Here is a 22,514-nt window from a genome sequence, read left to right as displayed (position 1 = left end):
GACGCAGCCCATTTCTGATGCTGCGTCGCTTCGGGTTGTCGACCCTACATTCCCGCAATGCAGAGATATTTCATCTCGACATAGTCTTCGATACCGTGTCGCGAACCTTCCCGACCCAACCCTGACTGCTTGATCCCGCCGAACGGCGCGGCTTCATTTGCGATCAAACCGGTATTGATCCCCACCATACCCGTCTCCAACGCTTCGGCCACGCGGAAAACACGCGCCAGATCGCGACTATAGAAATATGCGGCCAGGCCGAATTCACTGTCATTGGCCAATGCAATCGCCTCGTCCTCGGTCTTGAAGGCAATAACCGGGGCCAGGGGGGCAAATGTTTCTTCCCGTGCGACACGCGATTGCGGGCTGACATCGACCATCACCGTCGGCTCGAACCAGCTGCCGCCCAATGCATGGCGCTGGCCTCCGGTCAGCACGCGGGCACCACGATCGCAAGCATCGGCGATATGTGCTTCGATCTTGTCGACTGCGGCCATATCGATCAACGGCCCCTGTTCAACCCCAGCTTCGGTTCCCTGCCCTATCGCAAGGTTCCCCGCGGCCTTTGCCAGCCGGTTCGCGAATTCTTCGGCCAGACTTTCATGCACATAGATGCGGTTCGCACAAACACAGGTTTGCCCCGAGTTGCGGAACTTGGCGATCATGGCACCTTCGACCGCAGCGTCCAGATCGGCATCCTCGAACACCAGGAATGGGGCATTGCCGCCCAATTCGAGTGACAGTTTCTTGATGTCGTCGGCGCTTTCGCGGATCAGCCAGCGCCCGACTTCGGTCGAGCCGGTAAAGCTGATCTTGGCAATATCGGGGCTTTTGCAGAACACGGTTCCGACCATGCTGGCCTTGCCGGTCACAACTTGGAATACACCCGCTGGCAACCCTGCCCGCCTGGCCAGAACCGCCAGCGCCAGCGCCGAAAGCGGGGTCTGGGATGCGGGTTTCACGATAATCGGACATCCTGCGGCAAGTGCAGGTCCGGCCTTTCGCGTAATCATGCCATTGGGAAAGTTCCAAGGCGTGATCGCCGCGCAAACGCCGATCGGCTGCTTGATCACGATGACCCGGCGATCGGAAGACGGTGTCGGTATAACTTCGCCATAAACGCGCTTGGCTTCTTCGGCGAACCACTCCAGATAGGCTGCGTTCGACAGGATTTCGCCTTTGGCCTCGGCCAGGGGTTTGCCCTGTTCCGCGGTCAGGATCTGAGCCAGATCATCGGCGTTTTCGATGATCAGGTCATGCCATTTCCGCAACAACGCAGCGCGCTGCTTGGCCGGCCGTGCGGCCCAATCGGCCCGTGCGGCCTTGGCCGCCGCAATCGCAGCTTCGATTTCTTCCTGAGGCAAGGACGGCACGGCGGCGATGATCGCGCCATCTGCCGGATTGCTGACATCAATGCCATTCTCTTGGGCGGCGATCCACTTGCCATTCACATAGGCATTGGAACACAGCAGGCTCGGGTCATTCAGATTCATCTGTCAGGCTTTCATTTCATATTGGAACAGTCAGGATCGAGGGCGGCGGCATTTTCAGCTGGCGGCAATGTCCAGCTGGCGCTTCATATGGGCGGCAATGTCCTTGGACATCCGCACGATCATGCCGTAATCATTTGAAACGCTTATGAAATCGAAACCGACCCGCCGCGCCCAGTCGATGGAATCCAGATCGGGCACCAATGTGCCTGACGCGATACCCAGCTGGCGGCATCGATCGGCCTGTTGTTCGATCAGCCCGCGCACCGCCGGCCCCGTCGTGTCGCCCAACCGCCCCACCACGCATGACAGATCACCCGGCCCGTAAAACAGTGCGTCAATACCGTCGACCCCCGCGATTGCGTCGGTGTTGTCTATCCCGGCAGCTGTCTCGATCTGGGCGATGACACAGATATTTTCTTCGACCGCGTTCACATAATCATCGGTCTGCGCATACCGGCTGCCACGATGCATCAACGCGAAACCACGATTTCCGCGCGGCGGAAACCGGCAGGCGGCAACGATACTTTTGGCTTGCTCGGACGTTTCAACGAACGGGATCATCAAGCTGCGCGCGCCTGCATCCAACAGGCGCCGGATCAGGATCGGATCGGAATTTGGAGGCCGGACGATCACCTCGGTTCCGGATTCCGCAATGGCGCGCATCATGGCCACAATGTCGGCAATCGAGGCATCGGTGTGCTCCATGTCGACGATAATGAAATCCAGCCCCGCCCAGGACATGGCCTCGGCCGCATTCGCACTGCCGGTCATGATCCATGATCCGATCACCGGATTGCCTTGTGTCAGCGCCTCTTTGAAACGATTGGTTTGAATCTTCATGCCAGTTCTTCCTGTTGTCCGAAAATCTTCTGTTTGGGCCTAGGCGCGCCCGTTCCGAAAGCTGCGCAGCATGGCCAGCAGCGCCGGCATCAGCCACATGGCCAAGGTCGCAACCCCCAAGACGGCGGCAATAGGGCGATCAAACAGACTCAGCAGATCGCCACCAGATTTGGTCATCGACATCACGAAGTTCCGCTCCACCAATGGCCCAAGAACGATCCCGAGGATCGCGGGGGCCAACGGAATCCCGTTTTCCTCCATCCCATAGGCCAGCAGGCCAAGCACCAGAACGATGACAATGGCAAAACCGCTATTGGTGATTGAAAACGCACCGACCATGCAAAAAATCATGATGATGGGCATCAACACCGCGCGCGGCACACCGATGATCAGGCCCGCCATGCGGATCGCTACATACCCCAGCGGGACCATGATCAGGTTGGCGATCAGGAAGGCTATCAACACCGCATAGATGATTTCAGGCGTTTCCGTGAAGATCCGCGGCCCCGGATTGAGGCCTTTCATATACATGATGCCAACCGCGATCGCCGTGACCGCGCCACCTGGAATACCAAACACCAATGCCGGAACCCAGGATCCACTGACCGCCGCGTTATTGGACGCGGTGGCATCGATGATCCCTTCGTCATGACCGGTGCCGTATTTCTCGGGCTCGCGCGATAGCTTTTTACTGACGGCGTAACAGACCCAGGCGGCAATATCCGCCCCGGCCCCCGGCAAGGCACCGATCAATGTCCCCAGCCCCGAACTGCGCAGAATGTTCCACCAGCGATGCGCCAAGCGTTCGCGAAGCCCCGCAAAGACATGGCTGACCCGCTGCTGGACCGGTTTGACCTGATGAATATTGACGATGTTGCGGATCACCTCGGGAATCGCGAACATGCCGATCATCGCAGGCACGAAATCGACGCCGCCGGTCAATTCGGTAATGCCAAAGGAAAATCGCGGAAAGCCGGCCGATGGATCGAACCCAATCATCGCGATCGACAGGCCGATCAACAATGACAGCACGCCCTTGACCGGATTGCTTGCCGCGATGAAGACCGCGCAGCTCAGCCCCAAAAGGGCCAGCCAGAAATATTCGTCCGAACTGAAGCGCATGGCAATCTTGGCCAAGGCCGGGGCCGCCACCATCAAGATGATGCTGCCGATCACACCCCCCAGCGCCGAACAAATCAGATTCAGCCCCAGCACCGCGCGCAACTGTCCCTTGCGGGTCATCGCATAGGAATCTTCAACATAGGCGGCCGAGGCAGGTGTCCCCGGAATCCGCAACATCGCGCCCGGTATGTCACCGGCAAAAATTGCCATCGCCGTTGCGGCCACAATCGCCGACACCGCCGGAACAGGGTCCATGAAAAACGTCAGCGGCACCATCAGGGCCGCGGCCATCGTGGCCGTCAGGCCCGGAATGGCCCCCACGAACAGCCCGAAAACCGAGGCCGCCAGGATGATCGCCAGAACCTTGGGGGCAAAGACCAGCTCTATCGCCGCAAGCAGGATATCGAAGGTCATCAGAACAAAACTCCGTCAAGCAATCCCCGCGGCAACGGGACCAGGAGGAATTTAGAGAACAGCAAATAGATCACGACGGGGGCCAACAGCGCGACAGGCAGGCCGACTGTCGATCGCACCTTCAGGACGCGAAAGATCACCGCCAGGATCAGCGCCGCTGCAAGGATCATCCCCAGTCTTGGGGCCAGAAAGATGTAGAAAAGGATCCCAAGCGGAACCATGACAAAGCGCAGCACACCCGCCATATCCCGCGCCCATTCCGGCCGGTGATACCAAGGTTCAGGCTGTGCGGACAGAACCTGTTGAATGATCAACACCAGACCGCAGGCCACAAAACCCACGGCCAGAATGCGGGGAAACAACCCCGCACCGAAGGTCATGCCCGGCGCCGCCGGAAATTCTGCGGCTGCGATGAACATCCAGATCCCGAAGGCAACGAAAATCGCGCCAACCAACCTGTCAGAAATTTGCATGGCACATCGTCCCCATTGCCGCGCCGGACTGCCCGAACAAGATCAACGTGACAGACCAAGGGCCTGGATAATCTCGCCCATCTGCGCGTCGCGCGTATCCAGAAGCGCGGTCAGATCCTGCCCATTCAGATAATGGATTCCGTAGCCGCCCTGCTCCATCCGCTCGCGGAAACTGTCACTTTCCACCAGGGTCGCCGCCGCTTCCGTCAGCTGTGCAACGATGTCATCGGGTGTGTCGGCCGGGACCGCCAGCGCACGCATACCCGACATGGTAAAATCAAGGCCCGTCGCTTCCTGAAGGGTCGGAACATCCTCGAACCCCGGCAGCCGTTCAGATGCCATCACCGCCAGGGTCCGCGCCTGTCCCGCATCAACGATGGATTGCGCTTCGGGCAGCTGGGTCATGACGAAATCGGTCGCGTCTGCAACCAGTTCCTGCAACGCGGGCGCTGCGCCCTGACTGGGAACCCAGATCACGGCATCAGGGGCAAGTCCGGCCTCCATCAGCATACCACCCAACGCAAGGTGATAGACCCCGCCCGCAGCTGTCCCGGAAGAGGTCATACGCTCGTCGCCGGCAGCAATCGCATCCAGCAGTTCCTGCATGTTCTGGTATTCGGAATCTGCACGCACATGAACGCCGGCAGGTTCGCCATTGATCATCGCGATCAGCTTGTAAGATCCGTGATCCAGATCCGTCATCCCCAGATGGTGCATCATGTTGATTTCGGCGGTGATGAATCCGATCGTATACCCGTCGGGCTTGGCATCCGCGATGGCCGAATGCCCGACCACACCGCCCCCACCCGTGCGGTTCACGACATTCACGGTCGCATCAAGCTGTTCCTCCAGCCCCGCGGCGACGATGCGGGCCACGACATCGGTTCCGCCGCCAGCCGCCCAAGGCACAACCATGCTGATTGGCCGATCCGGGTATTCCTGCGCCAAGGCGCTGCCGGCGGCGAATACCAATGCGCAAACAGCCGTCGTCGCCTTGGCCATGCTTAGGATTGTCTTGGTCATGTTTTTCCTCCCCAGAAAACGATTTGAAGTCGGGAACCTTTGATGGGTCTATCCTCCTGCAACCCATTTAGTTCCTTATTGCGGAACTTGAGTTCCTTTTAATGACACGCTACCCATGGGACATATTCAAGTCAACCCGCTCGTGACACGCCCGCTCGTGACACGTACGAAAGGAACCATCCGATGCCAAAGCGCGGAGCAGATAGCACCACCCCCCTCAGCCGGGCGATCCTTGTGTTGGAAGAAGTCTCGCGCCATCGCACACCACCATCCTTTTCGACATTGATGAAGGAATTGCGGTTACCCAAAAGCTCTTTGCACCGGACGCTGGCGGCGCTGACCGAAGAACGTCTGCTGGAATTTCGCCAGGAAGACAGTGGATACCGCCTTGGCCTGCGACTTTCGGGCCTGTCTCTGAAGGCAGTTCACGGGCTGGAAATCCGCGACGCCGTGCGTCCCGAAATCGAAGATCTCAGCAAGCAGGTTCAGGAAAACGTTCTGGTCGGGCAGCGTGACGATACCCAGCTTGTCTATGTCGATCGCATTCAAAGCCAACAGACGTTGCAGATGATTTCCCAGCTTGGAAATCAGGCACCGCTGCATTGCACCGGGCTGGGCAAGACCCTGCTGGCCTTCAGCGACCCCGAGGTTCTGACCGAACTTCTGCCACGCCTGACGCTGACGCGCAGCACGGAAAAAACCATATGCGATCTGACAACACTGCAAGCCGAGCTTGCCACGATCAGAGAGCGGGGCTTCGCGATCGACGGATGTGAACATCAGCCGGAAATCCATTGCATCGCGGCACCCATCTATGGCGCGAAAGGCCGCGTCATGGCGGCTGTCAGTATTTCTGCGCCCGTGTTTCGTGTTCCGCGCGCCACCTTGACCGGATGGGCCCCCGCACTTCGGGAAACCGCGCGCCGCATCACCCTGAAACTGGGCGGGATCATGACCGGCCAACCGTCGCCCTGACCGGCGGCACCGGTCAGAGAGACAGTGTTTCGTGGCCTAGCTGATCATATGGACCCCCGCGACGATAAACGCCGCAAGCAGGACAGTTTCCGCGACGATCAATGCAATCGCCGATCCCCCGACCTCCAGCATCCGCACCAGCGATGTCTTGATCCCCACTGCCGCAATCGCCACAAGCAAGGCCCATCGGCTAAGTGCTTCGGCCAGATGCGCGACCGCGCCGGGGATCAACCCGACCGAGTTGAGCACCGCCAGCAACAGAAAGCCCAGCACAAACCCCGGCAGCAATGGCGGGCGCTTGCCGTTCACGACCTGATCTTCCAGACCGCTTGCACGGATCGACAGAGAAAAGATCAACACCACCGGCGCCAGCATCGACACACGGATCAGCTTGACCAGCGTCGCGGTTTCACCAACCTCGGGGCTGACCGAAAAACCCGCCCCGACGACCTGCGCGACATCATGGATCGTGCCCCCGAGAAAGACCCCGGACTCCAGCGGTGTAAAGCCGAAAAAACCTGACAGTAGCGGATACACGACCATCGCGATTGTCGACAAGAGCGTGACCGAAAGCACGGTAAAGGCCAGATTGCGTTCGGATTTATCCGTCTTGGGCAGCACGGCGGCAATCGCCATGGCGGCCGAAGCACCACAAATCGCGACAGAGCCCCCGGTCAGCAAGGCCAACCGCCAGCCACGGCCGAACACCCGCGCCGCAAGCAGGGCAAACAGAATGGTCACGGCAACGCCCGCAATCACCAGCGCAATCATGGTGCCGCCCAGATCGGCCAACATCTGCGCCGAGATCCGTGCCCCCAGCAAGGCCACACCCAGACGCAAAATTGTCTTGGCCGAATATTCGACGCCGGGCAGCGTCCTGGTCCCCTCTTCAGCCAGAAAGTTCAGCGACAGCCCTAGCAACAGCGCCATCAGCATCGCCGGCGCGCCGTAATGTTCCGACAGGAACTGCGCGGTCATCGCCACCAGAACCGAAACAGCCATGCCGGGGAAATAGCGGCGAAGATCGCCATAGTCCGGCAGGCCGCAACGCGAAAGAAGGCCGCGTCCGCCCGACATCTGTTGTTCTGTGCTCATGTTAGGTCCTTGCCGCTTCCACGCCGCCAAGGGCCCTGATCTGATCCAGCAGCGCGTCATCGACCTCGATCCCGTCCCTGACCGCCGCCTCGCGCAGACCGACACGGCGCGCACCGGGCAATCTTGCGCCCTGCTCGCCTTCGACCGCAGCAGCGAGATCGGCAAAGCGTTCCAGCGCAGGCGCAGGCGCATCGCCAAAGGCAAAGGCGGCCGGATCGATCGCCAATATCAATTGTCCGACGCCCGGGGCTGCCCCCTCGCCGGTAAAGAAGGACGATGCTTCATGCCCGAAATTCGCACCGACCAGCCCCGCAGCCAGCAACTCGACCATCAAGGCCAGCGCGGTTCCCTTGGCATCCCCCATCGGGATCATCGTGCCCGCCAGTGCCGCCTTTGGGTCGGTCGTGTCGCGTCCATCCCCATCCAGCGCCCAGCCTTCGGGGATCTGCTCGCCACGCTGATCGGCCGCCATGATCTTGCCGCGCGCGACCTTGGACAAGGAAACATCGACGACGATGGCGGGCTTGCCATTCGGGCGTGGCGCCGCAAAGGCGATCGGATCGGTGCCGAACAATGCCCGGCGTCCGCCCCAAGGGGCCATGGCTGCGGGCGCGTTGGCAAACATCATCGCCACCAGGCCATGATCGGCCAGTCGCTCCACGGTCACGCCAGCGACGCCGCAATGATGAGAATGCGTGATACCGGCGATCGCGATACCTTGTGCGGCGGCCGCTTCGACCAACCAGTCGACGGCCATGTCCATTGCGGGATAGGCAAACCCGTTCCCGGCATCGATCCGCAACGCGCCGGGTCGCCCGACGCTGCGCGTTGGCGTGGCGTGGCCATCGACCTTGCCGCTTTGGGATTGCGCCGCATAGGACGGCATCCGGCGCAGGCCGTGGCCGGCCTGCCCGACGGCCTCGGCGGCGATCAGGGCGCGCGCCACCGCCTCGGCATTGGCGCGCGATGTGTTGCAACGCATCAGGGCGTCAGTTGCAAGGTCATGGGCCTGTTGCAGACTGAGACGTGGCATGATCAAACCCTTTCCTTGAGGTGATTGAGAACCTTGTCCGCGATCAGGTTGCTGACCCGCACATTCGATTCTTCGGTGACGCCGGCAATATGGGGCGTCAGGATCACGTTCCCGATGCCGCCGAAATGCGCGCCGCTTTCTGCTGTCAGAGGCTCGACCTCGAAGACGTCAAGGGCCGCGCCCGCAACGCGGCCTTCCTTCAACGCGACGGCCAGTGCGGCCTCGTCAACGACCCCACCGCGGGCCGCGTTGATCAACACCGCCCCTTGCTGCATCCGCGACAGCGCCGCTGCATCGACAATGTGGCGCGTCTGCGCCGTTAGCGGCACATGCAAGCTCAGCACGTCGGACTGCGACAGCAACTCGTCCAGCGACACCGGGCGTGCATCCTGCCAAGCCGGGTCCGATTGCGGCAGATGGGGGTCATGGGCGATCACCGACATGCCCAACGCCCGGGCCCGCGCGGCAACCTGCCGCGCAATGGCACCAAACCCAAGCAACCCCATGACGCGCCCCGACATTTCGCGCCCGATCAAACTTTGCCGGGGCCATTCGCCCGCCGCCACCGAGGCCGAGGCAAGATAGGCGCCCCGCAACAACATCATGGCCGAGGTGATGACATATTCGGCGACCGCCAGATCGTTGGCTCCGGTGGCCGGCCAGACCTCGATGCCGCGCGCCTTGCAGGCATCAAGATCGATATTGTCCAACCCGACCCCAAGCCGTCCGACAGCCCGCAATCCCTGTCCCGCATCCAGCAGCTCTGCATCAACCCGCGTGCGATTGCGCACCACCAACACCTCGGCCCCGGCCAGTGCGGCCACCAGATCGGCACGTCGATCGACCAGATCCGGCTGATAGGTTGTCGCCGCCGCTTCGGACAATCGGGAAACTGCGCTTTCATCCATGAATTCAGTGATCACGATACGTGACATGGAATTCCTTTCACTTGGTATTACGGAAGAATGCCGACAGGCATCGGAATATTCAGCACGCGCACCATCAACAGATAGAACGCGCTGACCATCAGCAGGATGCCCACCCCATAGGCCAACAAGCGTCGCGGGCCGGGACGGCCGAACTGTCCGGTCATGGTCAAGATCGCACTTGCCAGCAGCGAGGTCGTGAACATGCCGAGATGCGGAAAGATCAAAGCCCATCCCAGCATCGTAACCGCCAATACCAGTCCACGTCCCGTTGCATCGTCATTGGCGCCTTCAAGTCCGGCCTCGCCGCCGCCGCGCCATGACCGCAACATCTGCAACGCCGACAACAGCACCATTGCCGCGCCAACCGCCAGCGGAAAGGCCGCCGCCATGGTGCTGAGCGTTTGCGCCTGAAGCAGGATCCACAGCCCCAGGAACAGGAACAGCACGGCCCCGGTCAGCCCCGGCATGTCCGCGCGCGCCCGCGCGACCTGTGCCTGACCACCAGTCCCAAGTGCTTCTGAACGTTTGCGGCGCAGCAATGGCAGGCAAAGCGTCACGGTAATCAGAGCCACGATCCCCCAACTGATCGGGCGGTTCAGCAAAAGCTGCCCCATGAAATCACCACGCGCACCGCCAATCATCCAGGCGCGCATAAAGCCTTGTTCCGCGATCTGGCCCAGCACCAGCCCCAGAACGATCGGCGATGCCCCATAGCCGCCGCGCGCCGCGACCCAGCCGACCAGGCCCATGACCACCATCACCAATACGTCATGTGGATTGGCATGGATGGCAAAGCTGCCGACGATGGTCATAAAGGCAATCAACGGCACCAGCATGGCCTTGGGCACATTGGCGATGAAGCGAAAGGCATAGCGGCCCACGATCAGCCCCGTCGGCAACATCAGCAATGTGGCCACCAACAGACCCAGCATGAAAATATAGACCGTGCCGTCGCCCGACTGGAACAGCGCGGGGCCGGTGCGGATGCCCTGAACCATCAGCGCACCCATGATCACCGCGTCGGGCGGCGTTCCGGGAATGCCAAGAACCAGCGTCGGGATGAACCCACCCCCAACCGTGGCGTTGTTCGCGCTTTCTGTCGCAAGAAGGCCCGAAGGCTCGCCTTTGCCGAAATTCTCGGCGTTGGGCGATGAACGGCGCGCCTCTGCATAGGAAATCAACGAGGCGATTGAACCACCCGCGCCCGGCAAAATACCGACAAGCGTGCCGATCACCGACGAACGCAGCAGGTTCACCCAATCACGCAATGCGATGCCCAATGCCTCGAAGAACCGGAACCCCCGCGCCGGCGCGGGTTCCAGATGTTGTCCGGCCGAGGCAACCATGTTGATCAGCACCGGGATGCAATACAGCCCGATCAGTGCGGCGACGATATCGATGCCACCCAGCATCGAAGGCATTCCACCGGTAAAGCGCACATCCCCGCCGATCACGGCCACGCCGATCATCGACAGGAACAAGCCGAACATCCCCCCGATCATGCCCTTGACCACGTTCCCTTGCGACAAGGTTGCGATCAGCGTCAGGCCAAGGATCGCCAGCCAGAAATATTCGGTCGATTGAAACGCCAATGCCAGTGTCGCCAGCTTGGGCGACAGGGTCATCAGCAATATGGCACCGACCAGACCACCCACGACACTGGCGATCGTGGCCAAGGTCACGGCCAGATCGCCATCGCCGCGCTTGGCCATCGGAAAGCCGTCAAAGGTGGTTGCGATGGCCGAAGGCGTGCCAGGCGTATTCACCAGAATGGCGGCAAACGCACCACCATAAATGGCGCCGGTATAAATCGCCCCCAGCATGATCAGGCCCGAGGCCGGATCCATGACGAAAGTGAACGGCACCAGAACGGCAATCGCCATTGTGGCAGACAGGCCCGGCAGGGCGCCAATCACGGTGCCGGCAAGAACCCCAAGCAATGCAAGCCCGATATTGATCGGGCTGAGCGCGGTCATCAGAATGCTGATCGGATCGGCCATGAAGTTGCTCCCACACTGTTTGAAAACGTCGAGATCAAGAGGCAGTGGGCCGAGGCCCGCCGCCTCTTGTTTGGCTCAGTTCTGGGATTGCAATTGTTCCGACACCGCCTGATAGGCCGCCTTGCGATCGTCCATGAAACCTTCGATTTCCTGATAAGGCACGTCAATCAGCGCATAGCCATCATCTTCCATGCGCTTGCGGAATTCGGGATCTGCGTTGATCTGGCCGATCAGGTCGGACAACTCTTGTTTGGTTTCCTCGGGCGTGGACGCGGGCACCGCGATGCCACGATAGGCACCACCAACCATGTTGATCCCCAACTCGCCAAAGGTGGGCACATCGGGGAACAGGGGGTGACGTTCCTCGGTTGCGACGGCCAGCATGCGCACCGCATCGGCCTGCCGCGCCGCAACCGTGGTATATCCCCACAGGACATCAACCTCGCCACCCAGCAGGCCGGACTCGGTCGCGCCGGTTCCGCTATAGGGGATATAGGTGGTCATGGCACCGGTTTCGTTCATGAAGACCTGATTGGCGACATGGTTGGCCGAGTTCGTCCCGGTGCCGCCCGCAATGACCGATCCCGGATTCTGGGTGGCCGCGTCAATCACGTCCTGCACCGTTTCAAAGGGGCTGTCCTTGCGGACAAGCAAGGCATCCGGCGTGAAATGGAACATGTAGACATTGCTGATATCGTCGGTCTGATAGCCGGGATCCTGCAACATGGGCTGAAGGATGATATGGGGCAGGTTGGTTCCCATGATGGTCATGCCATCGCCATTGTGATTGTTCAGCCCCGACCAGGCCTGCGCGCCGCCGGCTCCGGGCAGGTATTGCACGATCAGGTCCTGACCGGTCAGTTCCTTGAAATATGGCTGCTGATATCGTGCGGTGATGTCGCTTTCACCACCGGCATTGAACGGGATGATATAATTCACCGGCCCATCCGGATACGCCATCGCGGCAGTTCCCGAAAATGTCAGCGCCGCGCCTGCGGCAGCGATGAAATAGCGAAGCTTCGTTGTTCCAAACATGTCCATTCCTCCCCGTTTTATTGCAGATTATGGCGCGACCGAAACGCGGGTCCCGGTCGCGAATGGTTGAACCGCCGACCCCCTCCTCAAAGGGCCGGCGGTGCGCAGCGCGATCAGGCGCTGCGATACAGTTTGGTCATCGAGAATTCGCGGTGACCCAGGGCCTCGGCCGCGGTGGAACGGCCATTCGCGGTGCGGATGATCATCTCGATCAGCGCGTCGCCAGCCTCGTCGATGGTCTGTTCGCGGGTCAGAACGCCGGTCACATCCACGTCGATATGTTCCGACATGGTGCGCAGTGTCCGCGGGTTCCCCGAGATCTTGATGACCGGAACGATCGGGTTGCCGACCACGTTGCCCTGCCCGGTCGGGAAGGTGTGGATGACATAGCCGCCCGCCGCCATCAGCGTGACGCATTCCGCCGCCGCCGAGGAGCTGTCCATGAAATACAGACCCGGACCCTTGGACGGCGTTTCCGCCGGACCCATCGCATCGATATAGCTGGATGTCTTGCCGATCTTTTCCAAGTTCCCCAGCGCCTTTTCCTCGATCGTGGTCAGGCCGCCCAAGATGTTGCCCTTGGTGGGCTGGCTGTCGGACAGATCGTCGGTCTGATGCGCGAAGATCACGTCATCGGAATAGGCCTGCCAGATCTGCTTGAACTTGGCCGCCGCCTCGGGCGTTGCCGCGCGCTTTTCGCAGATATGCTCTGCCCCGGTGATTTCCGAGGTTTCGCCAAAGCAGCCATACAGACCATGCGGCAGCAGCTTGTCATACATGTTGCCGACGGTCGGGCATGACGACAGGCCGGTGGTCGTGTCGCTTTCACCACATTTGGTGGACACCCACAGCTCGGAGATCGGGCAATCTTCCTTTTGCAGTTCGGTCGCCCAGTGGACGTATTCCTTGGCCTTCCAGCCGGCCTGACGGATCGTCTCGAAATCGCCCTTCTGTTCGATCGAGAAACCGGTGACGGGCTTGCCGGTCTTGGCGATGCCGTCAACGATCACCTTGGTCCATTCAGGTTCGATCCCGATGACGACCACGGCAGCGACATTGGGGTTCGCGCCGGTGCCGATGATGGTGCGGAAATGCAGGTCCAGGTCTTCGCCGAATTGCAGGCGGCCATAGGCATGCGGAATGGCCAGCGTACCTTTGACATTGTTGGCCACAGCCTCGCAGGCGGCATTTGAGATATCGTCAACGGGCAGGATCAGGACGTGGTTGCGAACACCCACGCGGCCATTCTCGCGGCGCCATGCCTTGACGGTCGTATTGCTGAAATCCAAAGCCATGCTTACCACCGTTTCGTTTTGCAGTTGTGGGTGTGGACGTGGCCGCCAACCTCGGCGTCACCGACCATCTTGCCGATGTCTTCGCCATATTTGACGACCGTGTCGCCGGTCTTCAGCGGCTTGACCGCGACCTTGTGGCCGATGGGGATATCGGCCTTGGCGGTCAGGCGGAAATCCGAATTGTCAGCTGTGACGACGCACAGCATCTCGGTGCCCGCGCTGAGGTTTTCGACGACGACGACGCCGACGTTATCCTCGTGATCGTGGACCAGAAGTTGCGGAATGCTCAAAGGATCCTCCCTTTCAGTGATGGCATGAATTCCTTGCGCCAAGTGCTAACATATATACTTACTCTTATACAAGACTATTTATACATCTATTGTCAGTTCATGATTTGCCGTGATAACCAAGGGAAAATTCAGGGATTCACGCCGACAATGGGACAGCCGCTTTATCAAAAAGTCATCGACACGATCGTCGCGCGAATCGGTTCGGGCGAATTGCTGCCCGGAGGCATGCTTCCAAGCGAGATGCAGCTGGCCGCCGAAATCGGCGTCTCGCAGGGCACTGCGCGCAAGGCCCTGATGATGCTTGAACAGCACGGAATCGTGCGACGCGAACAGGGACGCGGCTCCTTCGTGACGGCCCGCACGCCGGAAAGTTCGCTGTTCAACTTTTTCCGATTGCGCGAAAACGATGGCACCATCATCCGCCCCGAGCTGATCGATGAGCAAATCACCCAACGAGACGCCACCCCGATCGAGCGCGACACCCTGTTCGACAAACCGGAGCAAGTCTATGAAATCAGGCGCATACGCAGCCTGAAAGGGGTTGCAAGCACCATTGAATCCGCAGTTCTTCCCGCACCGATCTTCGCAGGCATCGACCGGCGTGCGCCGCTGCCAAGCGCGCTGTATATCCTGTATCAGCAGAACTATGGCTGCATCGTTCTGCGCGCGGATGAAAGCATCAATGCGGTGGCGGCAGATGCCGATGAAGCCCGGGCCCTGAATGTGGAACCAGGCGCCCCCCTGTTACGGGTCGAGCGCCTGGCACATGATATTCTGGGGCGGCCTATCGAACGGCGGCGCAGCGTGTATCGAACCGACCAGCTCAGCTACAAGGTGACGCTCGACTAACCATGGGGTAAAAGGGTGATCTTGGGTGCCGCAACCTCGCCCGATGAAATCCGGCGAAACGCATCCGCACCGTCGCTGAGCGGGGCGGTTTCCGCCCAATCCAACGCCCCGAGCCGTCCGTCAAAAATCGCCCGAGCCGTATCGCGAAAATCCTGCGCGGTATAGGTATAGGTGCCGATAAAGCATAACTCTTGCAAGGTAGAACGCCGGATATCCAGCCCGGGACCGGAATCGCCCAGACCGACATGCATGAACACGCCGCCCGGGCGTAACGCTGCGCTGCCGGCTGCGCGGGTCGCGCCAAAGCCGACGCCATCGATCACCAGATCGACATCAGCCGGCGCAGGTTCATTGATCGGATCATAGGTGCGAAGACCACCCTGACGCGCTGCAATCTGGCGCCGTTCGGCCGAGGTTTCCGCCAACCAGATCTCACCTGCGCCCTGGGCGCGCAGCACCAGAGCCGCGCCCAGACCGATTGCGCCGCCCCCCATGACCAGACATCGCGCCATGTTCAACGGCATATCCAATGCCCGTTCCGCAAGGCGCACAGCATGCCAGCCACAGGCCAGAGGCTCGGCCAACGAGGCGGTCGTCAAGGCAACGTTTTCAGGCACTGCAACAAGATTGCGCGCAGGAATCGCCAGGAACTGGGCAAATGCACCCTCGCGCGGCGGCATGGAAATGATCTGGCGGGTCGCGCACAGGTTGTCGCGCCCGGCAAGGCAGGCTTTGCACTTGCCACATGTCACAAGCGGATTGATCGTGACACGCTGCCCCTTCATTGACCCTCCGCTAATGGTTCCCGCAGCTTCATGGCCAAGGATCAGCGGGGCCGGGCGCCGGTCGTCATGACCTGCCCATGCATGCATGTCGGATCCACAGATCCCGCTGGCTTCGACACGCACCAGCGCATCCTCCGGTCCCGCAATGGGGTCTGCGACCTCACGCAAGGTCAGTTCGCGAACACCCGTATAGACAAGCGCCTTCATTTCGCGGTGAACCCCCCATCGACGCACAGAACCTGACCGGTGACATAGGCCGACGCATCCGAACACAGGAACAGCGCGGGGCCGATGATATCCTCCATCTCTCCGTTGCGACCGATACAGGTCTGCGCGGCATTGCGGGCGGACAGCTCGGGATTGCCGAAAACGGGGCCGGTCAGTTCGGTCGGGAAAAAACCCGGTGCCAGCGCGTTGGCCGTGATCCCGTCACGCGACCACGCCTCGGCCATGGCGCGGGTCAATTGGGTGATGCCGCCCTTGGACGCACCATAGGCAATGCCGCCGTGAAAGGCCCGCTGACTTTGCAGCGAGGCGAAGTTGACGATCCGGCCCCAACCCTTTTCGCGCATTGCAGGCACCATCGCCTGCGCCAAAAAGAACGGCACCGACAGGTTCAGATCCAATGTCGTCAACCAGCCATCCATGGTGACCTGATCGGCAGGCTGGCGCATGTTCACACCCGCCGAGTTGACCAGAATGTCGGGCGCGCCAAAGACATCCGCCACCTCGGCCGCGATATCGGGTACCGCTTTCAGATCAGACAGATCCGCCGAAATCGCCACCGAAGACGTGCCGTCGCACCAATCCGCCTTGCGCCGCGCGACAGTGACCACCCTTGCCCCGCCCGCGACCAGCGCTTGCGCGATGGTGCGACCAAGGCCGGAACTGGCCCCGGTCACACAGGCGATACGACCCTCGACCGACAGCGAGGGCGTCATGCGGGCACCTCTTGCGCGGTCAGGTCGAACTGTTCATCGGGGAAGTATTTCGCCAACCGGATATCTGCGGTGCGGGCGTGCCCTTCCATGCCTTCCAGGCGTGAAATGCGGGCGGTCGCTTCGGCAATCGGCTTGGCACCTTCGCGGGTTGCGCGCTGCCAGGTGACAAGCTTCATGTATTTATGAACCGACAACCCGCCCGTATAGCGCGCCGCACCCGAGGTCGGCAGCACGTGGTTGGTGCCCGACGCCTTGTCACCAAAGGCGACTGTCGTTTCCTCGCCCAGGAACAGGCTGCCATAGCAGGACAGCCGGTTCAGCCACCAATCCAGATCCTGCGCCTGCACGGTCAGATGTTCGGGCGCATAGCGATCCGAGGTCGCGGCCATCTCTTCCCGTGTGTCACACAGGATCACCTCGGCATAGTCGCGCCACGCGTCTGTGGCGTTCTTGCCGTTCAACTCTGGCAATGTGGCGATCAGGTCCGGCACGCGGGCCATGACCTTTTCCGCCAATGCGCGATCATCGGTCACCAGCCAGACAGGCGAGTTGTAGCCATGCTCGGCCTGCCCCACCAGATCCCACGCGACGATTTCGGGATCTGCGGTCTTGTCGGCCAGGATTAGGCTATCGGTCGGCCCCGCGAACATGTCGATGCCCACCCGACCGAACAGAAGCCGCTTTGCCTCGGCCACGAACTGGTTGCCGGGGCCGACCAGAATATCCGATTGCGGCAGGCCGAACAGGCCAAAGGCCATTGCGGCGATGCCCTGAACGCCCCCAAGGGCAAGGATCTGATCGGCACCGCACAGATCGGCGGTATAGACGATGGCCGGGTTCAGACCAACACCGGGACGCGGCGGGGAACAGACCGAGATATGACCGCAACCCGCGACCTTGGCCGTGGTCACGGTCATCAGGGCCGAGGCCACATGGCTGTAGCGCCCGCCGGGCGCATAGCAACCCGCGGCATTACAGGGGATCGCCTTCTGTCCCAGGATCAGACCGGGCTGAATCTCGGTCTGAAAATCGCGGATCGTGTCTTTCTGCGCCTCGGCAAAGCGGCGCACGTTGTCATGGGCGAAACGGATATCGTCCTTCAACTGCTGGCTCAGCTGCGCCGAAGCCGCATCGATTTCATCGCGGGTCAGAACGATATTGCCGTCATAGCGGTCGAATTTCTCGGCATATTTGCGTGCGGCGTCTTCGCCGCCCTGTTCGATCTCGGTCAGAATGTTCTGCACGATCTCGCGCGTTTCACCCGCATCGGTCGTGGATTGCCGCGCGGCTTTCTTGAGATAGGTGACGGACATGGTGATCCTCTTATTTCAGGTTATCGGGAAGCATCAGCGTCGAGACGACCGGCAGATAGGCGATCAGCAGCACGACGATCAGCATGCAAAGGACGAAGGGAACGGCACGTGCCGAGATCCGCAGAATGGATTCTCCGGTCAGGCCGCCGACGACGAACAGGTTCAGCCCCAGTGGCGGCGTGATGAACCCGACACCCAGCGCGGTGATCATCATCACGCAGAACTGGATATCGTTCATGCCGATGCTGTCGGCCAGGGGCTTCAGCAGGGGGGCAAGGATGACGATATTCGGGGTCGTTTCCATGACGCAGCCCGCCAGGATCAGGATTGCGATCATGCACAGGATCATCACCCAGGGCTCGCTGCTGAGCGAGGTCATGGTATAGACAAAGCCCTGCGGCACACCCATCGCGGACAGCGCCTGCGACAGCGGCAGCGACATCGCGATGATGGGCACGATCACCCCGTTCACCTTGGCCGAACTGACCATCATCGAAGGAAAGTCCGACAGCTTCAGCGTGCCAAGAATGAACCCCAGCAGGATGGTGATGGTGACGGCGGTGGCACCTGCCTCGGTCGGGGTAAGACGGCCGCTGAAGATGCCCCAGAAGATGACCCCCGGCACGATGAAGGCATACCAGCCCTGCGCGATCGTGCGCCCCAGATTGGCCAGCCATTCGCCAAAGCTCAGGGCGTTGCCCTGCTCATAGGCATGGCGGCGATTGACGATGGTGTTCGTCAGCAGGATCGACCCAAGGATGATGACGCCGGGAATAAGCGCCGCCTGGAACAGGGTCGAGGCCGAGATCCCCAGAACCAGTCCGATCACGATATAGGCGATCGAGGGCGGGATCAGAATGCCCGTACAGGCGCCTGCGGCGACAAGCGCACAGGCATAGGGGCGCGGATAGCCGCTTTCGACCAGCCGGTTGATGGTCATGCGACCGACCGCTGCCGCGCCCGCCGCATCAGATCCTGAAATCGCCGAGAACATGCCGCAGACCAGCACCGTCGCAGAGCCGAAACCGCCGCGCGTCCAGTTTGTCAGCGCCTCGGCCACGTCCAGAAACTTGCGGCTGAGGCCGGTGCGGACCAGCACGTCGCCGGTCAGAATGAACAGCGGAATCGCGGTCAGGGCGAAATGGTCGATGCCCGAAAACAGCCCCTCGCCCACCAGCGACAGCGGCAAAACCTGCGACGTCATCAGCAGCAGCACCGCCGCCGCGCCAATCGCGACCCAGACCGGCACCGCCAGGGCGACCATAATCAGGAATACCGCCACAGGCAGGTAGAAAGTCCAGTCCAGCGCCACCGCGCCTTGATCCATTTGTTGCCAAAGCATCTTGGGGCCTCACTCGAACAGGCGTTCACCCTCGTAAACCGGGCTTCCTGCGCGCAGGTCGCGCAGATCACGGCTGAGGGATTGCAAAAGACGGAAAATCATCAGCGAAAAGCCGATCGGCACAGCCAGAAGGAACCACACCATCGACACCCGCAGCCCGTGGCTGACCGAGCCGAATTTCCAGGAAACCTCGACGGTTTCCAATGACAGCCACAGCGCCAGAACCGCGATCACCAGGGTCACGAGATCACCGAGAATATAGATCCATGCCTTCCCGCGCGCAGGCAGGTAATTCATGATCACATCGATACGGATATGGGCACGTTCGCGAATTGCCGCGGCGGCACCGATCCAGCACAGATAGATGAAGCAATATCGAACGACTTCCTCGCCCCAGATCGAGGAATAGGCAAAGACCTCGCGGCGGATCACTTCGATGGTCATGGTCACGACCAACATCAGATAGAAGATCAGCAGCGCCCATCGCTCGATATTCTTGTCGAGAGTTTGAAACATAGATGTCCTCCGCCCGCCTTCAGACGGTCGTTTGCGAGGTTTCATTGCATGAGAGGAAATGGCCGCGTCAAATACGCGGCCACCAGAAATCAGGTGTCGTGAACGTAGGCCCTGCCATCGGTCGCGGCCGCCTCGGCGAATTTCTCGAACTCGGCCATCGAACCGGCAAGCTCGGTCTTGTGGTCGTCCCATTCGGGCCGCTGATATCCGCCGCGCTCTTTCCAAAGCGCCGATTGATCCTCACTGAGTGTATGGAACTGGACGCCGCTCTTGCGCAATTCGGCCATGGCAAAGTTGCGGGCTGCGGGCACCTTGGCCAAATTCTGATCGGCGGTGATTTCAGCTGCGAAATCAACTGCGTCACGCAGATCATCCGGCAATGCCTGATACCATTCCAGATTGCAGGAATAGACCTGGGCATCCGGCACGGCCTGCGTGAATGTGATATGGCTCAGCATGTCCTTGAACCCAAACACGTAAAGCGCACCTGGCGACGGATCCAGTGCGTCTGCAACACCTTGCTGGATCGCAGACGGGGTTTCGCCCCAGGCGATGGGCGTGGGATTGGCCCCGACCATGCGATAATAGGTCTGCATGATTTCAGATCCCGGCACGCGGAACTTGATGCCGGCCATATCGTCAGGCGTCAGAACCGGGGTTTCCACATCCTTGCGCAGCGCGACGCCACGCGGATCGATGATCGCGTAGAACAGCGGTTTGAACCCCCGTGCCTCGACCTTGGGATGGACGGCATCTTTCCACAGGTCAGACCGCACCAGGTTTACGAATCGCTGATTTGTCCCGCACAGATAAGGAAGGTTGATCAGATCAACCACCGAGGCATAAGGCGCAAAATTCGCAATTGAATGCTGTGCCGCCTGAATGGTGCCGGATTGGACCTTTTGAACCAGCTCATTCGCCGTGCCCAACTGACCGGCAGGCGCCAGCTTGACATAGATCCGGCCGTCTGATGCGTTCTGGATGTTTTCCTTCATATCCAGCTGCATGATCGGATAGCTACGATCGGCGATCATCACATATGCAGTGGCCAGGGTCATGACCTGTTCGGCGGCACGTTCGCGTTCGCGTTCTTCATTTGCGATTTGCGCCGTCGCCTCGCTGGACCACAGTACACCTGCGGCCGATGCCATGACCGCCGCGGTAAAGCTGCCGGCGCCAGCCAGTTTCAGAAACGCGCGGCGCGACGCATGTTGCTTCCAGTTCTGTTCAGTTTCTTCAAACATTGTTCCGCGTCCTCCCGTTGGAACATTTTTCCTGTCAGTCTTGCATCGCCTCACGCTGCAGGGTTCCGACGCCAAACGTCGCAACCGCGCAGAACAGCACAAGCATTTCCCCCGCATTTCCCAATAGCGGCGTCGCGTTTCTGCCCAAAATGAGATTGATCAAGAATGCCAGCATCAGCAGACCAGATGCTGCAAACATCACTGATCCGGACTTGGTCATCGCCACCCCTCCTCTTGTGAGCGAATCGTCTCGGTTTCTTGAATGTAAGCGCTTACATATTGCCATGCAAGCGCTTACATCTATTATTTGATGAAACTGGGAAATTGACACATGGCCGACAAACGCACCCCATCCGCCGACCCTCGGCGCGCCCCGAACATCGAAGACGTTGCGCGGCTGGCAGGCGTTTCAACCGCGACCGTCTCGCGCAGCCTGAATTCTTCGGGGCGGGTGCGCGAAGCCACCCGAAAGATCGTCGAGACCGCGGCGCGCGAGCTGGGCTATACACCAAATTTCGGCGGACAAGCCCTTGCGTCGAACCGCACGAACACCGTTGGCGCAATTATCCCGACGATGGAAAACGCCATCTTTGCGCGCGCGATTCAGGCCCTGCAGGAAACCCTGGCAGAGCACAAGGTCACATTGCTGGTGGCCACGTCGCAATATCGGCCCGACCGCGAAGAGGCCCAGATCCGCACATTGCTGGCTCGGGGTGTCGATGGCGTCGTATTGATCGGGAATCGCCGCGCCCCCAGCGCTTATGCCCTGCTGAATGCACGCGGCATCCCATTTGTACTGCTGTGGTCCGCGCCCGCCAATTCCCCCTTCGTGACCATAGGCTTTGACAATTTTGGTGCCGCGCATGATCTGACCACGCGTATTCTGGAAAAGGGGCACCGCCGGATCGGCATGATTTCAGGGCTGACCGCAGATAACGATCGCGCGTTTGATCGTGTGCAAGGTGTGTCGCAGGCCCTGGCCGATCACGGGTTGTCACTGTCGCCACACGATCTGGTCGAATGCCGTTATTCACTGAAGGCCGGCGAAAATGCTGCAATGCAGCTGCTGGGCGCGACGCAGAGACCGACGGCGATCATTTGCGGTAACGACGTTCTTGCGGCGGGGGCACTGCGGGCCGCACGCGCATCGGGCCTGACGGTTCCCGACGACATGTCGGTGATCGGCTTTGACGATATCGAGTTGGCGACCGCAGTATTCCCCCCCCTGGCAACGGTCCGCGTCCCTCATCGCCGAATGGGCGTGGCCGCCGGCGAACATTTGTTGCGCTGGATGGTTCAGGGCGAACGCCCTCCGTCTCTGACGCTGCCGACCGAATTTGTCGAACGTGCGTCACTGGGTGTCGCAAAGTAGCATCAGCCAGTTCAGCCACCTCCCGCGGTCAATTCATTGACATGTGCATTTCGTAGCGCTACGAAATTTGAAGGAGACATCGCGCGGGGCGGTCGCATTCATGACTGATCGGGCCAGCGGGACTGACGGGTGGGG

21 protein-coding genes are annotated in these 22,514 nt (G+C 60.6%); 3 read left to right on the top strand and 18 right to left on the bottom strand.

Features of this window, described 5'->3' with window-relative positions; translation table 11 throughout:
• Positions 1–44 precede the first annotated feature (44 nt).
• The 5 genes from PAF17_RS07880 to PAF17_RS07860 are packed head-to-tail and all read right to left on the bottom strand — an operon-like array spanning position 45 to position 5,365.
• A complete protein-coding gene (locus tag PAF17_RS07880; protein ID WP_271888553.1) occupies positions 45–1,493 on the bottom strand; it encodes an NAD-dependent succinate-semialdehyde dehydrogenase in 1,449 nt (482 codons plus the stop codon).
• A gap of 54 nt (positions 1,494–1,547) precedes the next feature.
• The gene (locus tag PAF17_RS07875) at positions 1,548–2,333 is read right to left on the bottom strand and encodes an HpcH/HpaI aldolase family protein (protein ID WP_271888552.1); all 786 of its coding nucleotides are present in this window, start codon (positions 2,331–2,333) and stop codon (positions 1,548–1,550) included.
• Positions 2,334–2,372: 39 nt separating this feature from the next.
• Positions 2,373–3,869: a tripartite tricarboxylate transporter permease gene (locus tag PAF17_RS07870; RefSeq protein WP_271888551.1), complete on the bottom strand. Its 1,497-nt coding sequence runs from the start codon at positions 3,867–3,869 to the stop codon at positions 2,373–2,375.
• Positions 3,869–4,342, bottom strand: coding sequence for a tripartite tricarboxylate transporter TctB family protein (locus tag PAF17_RS07865; RefSeq protein ID WP_271888550.1), 474 nt, complete (start codon positions 4,340–4,342; stop codon positions 3,869–3,871). Before PAF17_RS07865 ends, PAF17_RS07870 begins: the two co-directional genes overlap by 1 nt.
• Before the next feature lie 42 nt (positions 4,343–4,384).
• The gene (locus tag PAF17_RS07860) at positions 4,385–5,365 is read right to left on the bottom strand and encodes a Bug family tripartite tricarboxylate transporter substrate binding protein (protein ID WP_271888549.1); all 981 of its coding nucleotides are present in this window, start codon (positions 5,363–5,365) and stop codon (positions 4,385–4,387) included.
• Positions 5,366–5,548: 183 nt separating this feature from the next.
• Here PAF17_RS07860 and PAF17_RS07855 point away from each other — a divergent pair, with 183 nt between their 5' ends.
• Complete coding sequence (locus PAF17_RS07855; protein WP_271888548.1) at positions 5,549–6,340, top strand: IclR family transcriptional regulator; 792 nt, start codon at positions 5,549–5,551, stop codon at positions 6,338–6,340.
• Positions 6,341–6,376: 36 nt separating this feature from the next.
• On the opposite strand, the gene PAF17_RS07850 is transcribed toward PAF17_RS07855, so the two are convergent.
• The 6 genes from PAF17_RS07850 to PAF17_RS07825 all read right to left on the bottom strand — a co-directional run bounded on the left by PAF17_RS07850 (position 6,377) and on the right by PAF17_RS07825 (position 13,727).
• Positions 6,377–7,342 carry a YeiH family protein gene (locus PAF17_RS07850; RefSeq protein WP_271888568.1) on the bottom strand — a complete coding sequence of 322 codons (966 nt, stop codon included), beginning with the start codon at positions 7,340–7,342 and terminating at the stop codon, positions 6,377–6,379.
• 94 nt (positions 7,343–7,436) lie between these two features.
• Positions 7,437–8,468, bottom strand: a complete 1,032-nt coding sequence (locus PAF17_RS07845) for an Ldh family oxidoreductase (RefSeq protein ID WP_271888547.1) — start codon at positions 8,466–8,468, stop codon at positions 7,437–7,439.
• A gap of 2 nt (positions 8,469–8,470) precedes the next feature.
• Complete coding sequence (locus PAF17_RS07840; protein ID WP_271888546.1) at positions 8,471–9,403, bottom strand: hydroxyacid dehydrogenase; 933 nt, start codon at positions 9,401–9,403, stop codon at positions 8,471–8,473.
• Positions 9,404–9,423: 20 nt separating this feature from the next.
• The gene (locus PAF17_RS07835) at positions 9,424–11,397 is read right to left on the bottom strand and encodes a tripartite tricarboxylate transporter permease (RefSeq protein WP_271888545.1); all 1,974 of its coding nucleotides are present in this window, start codon (positions 11,395–11,397) and stop codon (positions 9,424–9,426) included.
• A gap of 75 nt (positions 11,398–11,472) precedes the next feature.
• Complete coding sequence (locus tag PAF17_RS07830; protein ID WP_271888544.1) at positions 11,473–12,432, bottom strand: tripartite tricarboxylate transporter substrate binding protein; 960 nt, start codon at positions 12,430–12,432, stop codon at positions 11,473–11,475.
• Between the two features lie 113 nt (positions 12,433–12,545).
• Entirely contained in the window at positions 12,546–13,727 is a 1,182-nt protein-coding gene (locus tag PAF17_RS07825) for a UxaA family hydrolase (RefSeq protein WP_271888543.1), read from the bottom strand.
• Between the two features lie 38 nt (positions 13,728–13,765).
• On the opposite strand from PAF17_RS07825, the gene PAF17_RS07820 reads away from it, so the two are divergent.
• Positions 13,766–14,866, top strand: a complete 1,101-nt coding sequence (locus tag PAF17_RS07820; protein WP_271888542.1) for a GntR family transcriptional regulator — start codon at positions 13,766–13,768, stop codon at positions 14,864–14,866.
• Here PAF17_RS07820 and PAF17_RS07815 read toward each other — a convergent pair.
• The 7 genes from PAF17_RS07815 to PAF17_RS07785 form a co-directional block, all read right to left on the bottom strand.
• A complete protein-coding gene (locus PAF17_RS07815) occupies positions 14,863–15,858 on the bottom strand; it encodes a zinc-dependent alcohol dehydrogenase (RefSeq protein WP_271888541.1) in 996 nt (331 codons plus the stop codon). The two genes, PAF17_RS07820 and PAF17_RS07815, sit on opposite strands and share 4 nt — an antisense overlap.
• Positions 15,855–16,592 (bottom strand): SDR family NAD(P)-dependent oxidoreductase, encoded by a 738-nt coding sequence (locus tag PAF17_RS07810; protein WP_271888540.1) that lies wholly within the window; start codon positions 16,590–16,592, stop codon positions 15,855–15,857. Before PAF17_RS07810 ends, PAF17_RS07815 begins: the two co-directional genes overlap by 4 nt.
• A complete protein-coding gene (gene hisD, locus PAF17_RS07805; RefSeq protein ID WP_271888539.1) occupies positions 16,589–17,905 on the bottom strand; it encodes a histidinol dehydrogenase in 1,317 nt (438 codons plus the stop codon). The genes PAF17_RS07810 and hisD overlap by 4 nt, the downstream gene beginning before the upstream one ends.
• 10 nt (positions 17,906–17,915) lie before the next feature.
• The gene (locus PAF17_RS07800; RefSeq protein WP_271888538.1) at positions 17,916–19,247 is read right to left on the bottom strand and encodes a TRAP transporter large permease; all 1,332 of its coding nucleotides are present in this window, start codon (positions 19,245–19,247) and stop codon (positions 17,916–17,918) included.
• A gap of 9 nt (positions 19,248–19,256) precedes the next feature.
• Positions 19,257–19,763 carry a TRAP transporter small permease gene (locus PAF17_RS07795; RefSeq protein ID WP_271888537.1) on the bottom strand — a complete coding sequence of 169 codons (507 nt, stop codon included), beginning with the start codon at positions 19,761–19,763 and terminating at the stop codon, positions 19,257–19,259.
• Positions 19,764–19,852: 89 nt separating this feature from the next.
• Positions 19,853–21,007, bottom strand: a complete 1,155-nt coding sequence (locus tag PAF17_RS07790) for a TRAP transporter substrate-binding protein (RefSeq protein WP_271888536.1) — start codon at positions 21,005–21,007, stop codon at positions 19,853–19,855.
• A 34-nt stretch (positions 21,008–21,041) separates the two neighbouring features.
• Positions 21,042–21,233 carry a hypothetical protein gene (locus tag PAF17_RS07785; RefSeq protein ID WP_271888535.1) on the bottom strand — a complete coding sequence of 64 codons (192 nt, stop codon included), beginning with the start codon at positions 21,231–21,233 and terminating at the stop codon, positions 21,042–21,044.
• Positions 21,234–21,338: 105 nt separating this feature from the next.
• On the opposite strand from PAF17_RS07785, the gene PAF17_RS07780 reads away from it, so the two are divergent.
• A complete protein-coding gene (locus PAF17_RS07780; protein WP_271888534.1) occupies positions 21,339–22,379 on the top strand; it encodes a LacI family DNA-binding transcriptional regulator in 1,041 nt (346 codons plus the stop codon).
• Positions 22,380–22,514: the final 135 nt, after the last annotated feature.

It is taken from the genome of Paracoccus onchidii, assembly GCF_028294535.1.
GTDB classification, from domain to species: domain Bacteria; phylum Pseudomonadota; class Alphaproteobacteria; order Rhodobacterales; family Rhodobacteraceae; genus Paracoccus; species Paracoccus onchidii.
The sequence above is the reverse complement of the archived record's forward strand: the minus strand, read 5'-3'. Positions and strand labels throughout refer to the sequence as shown.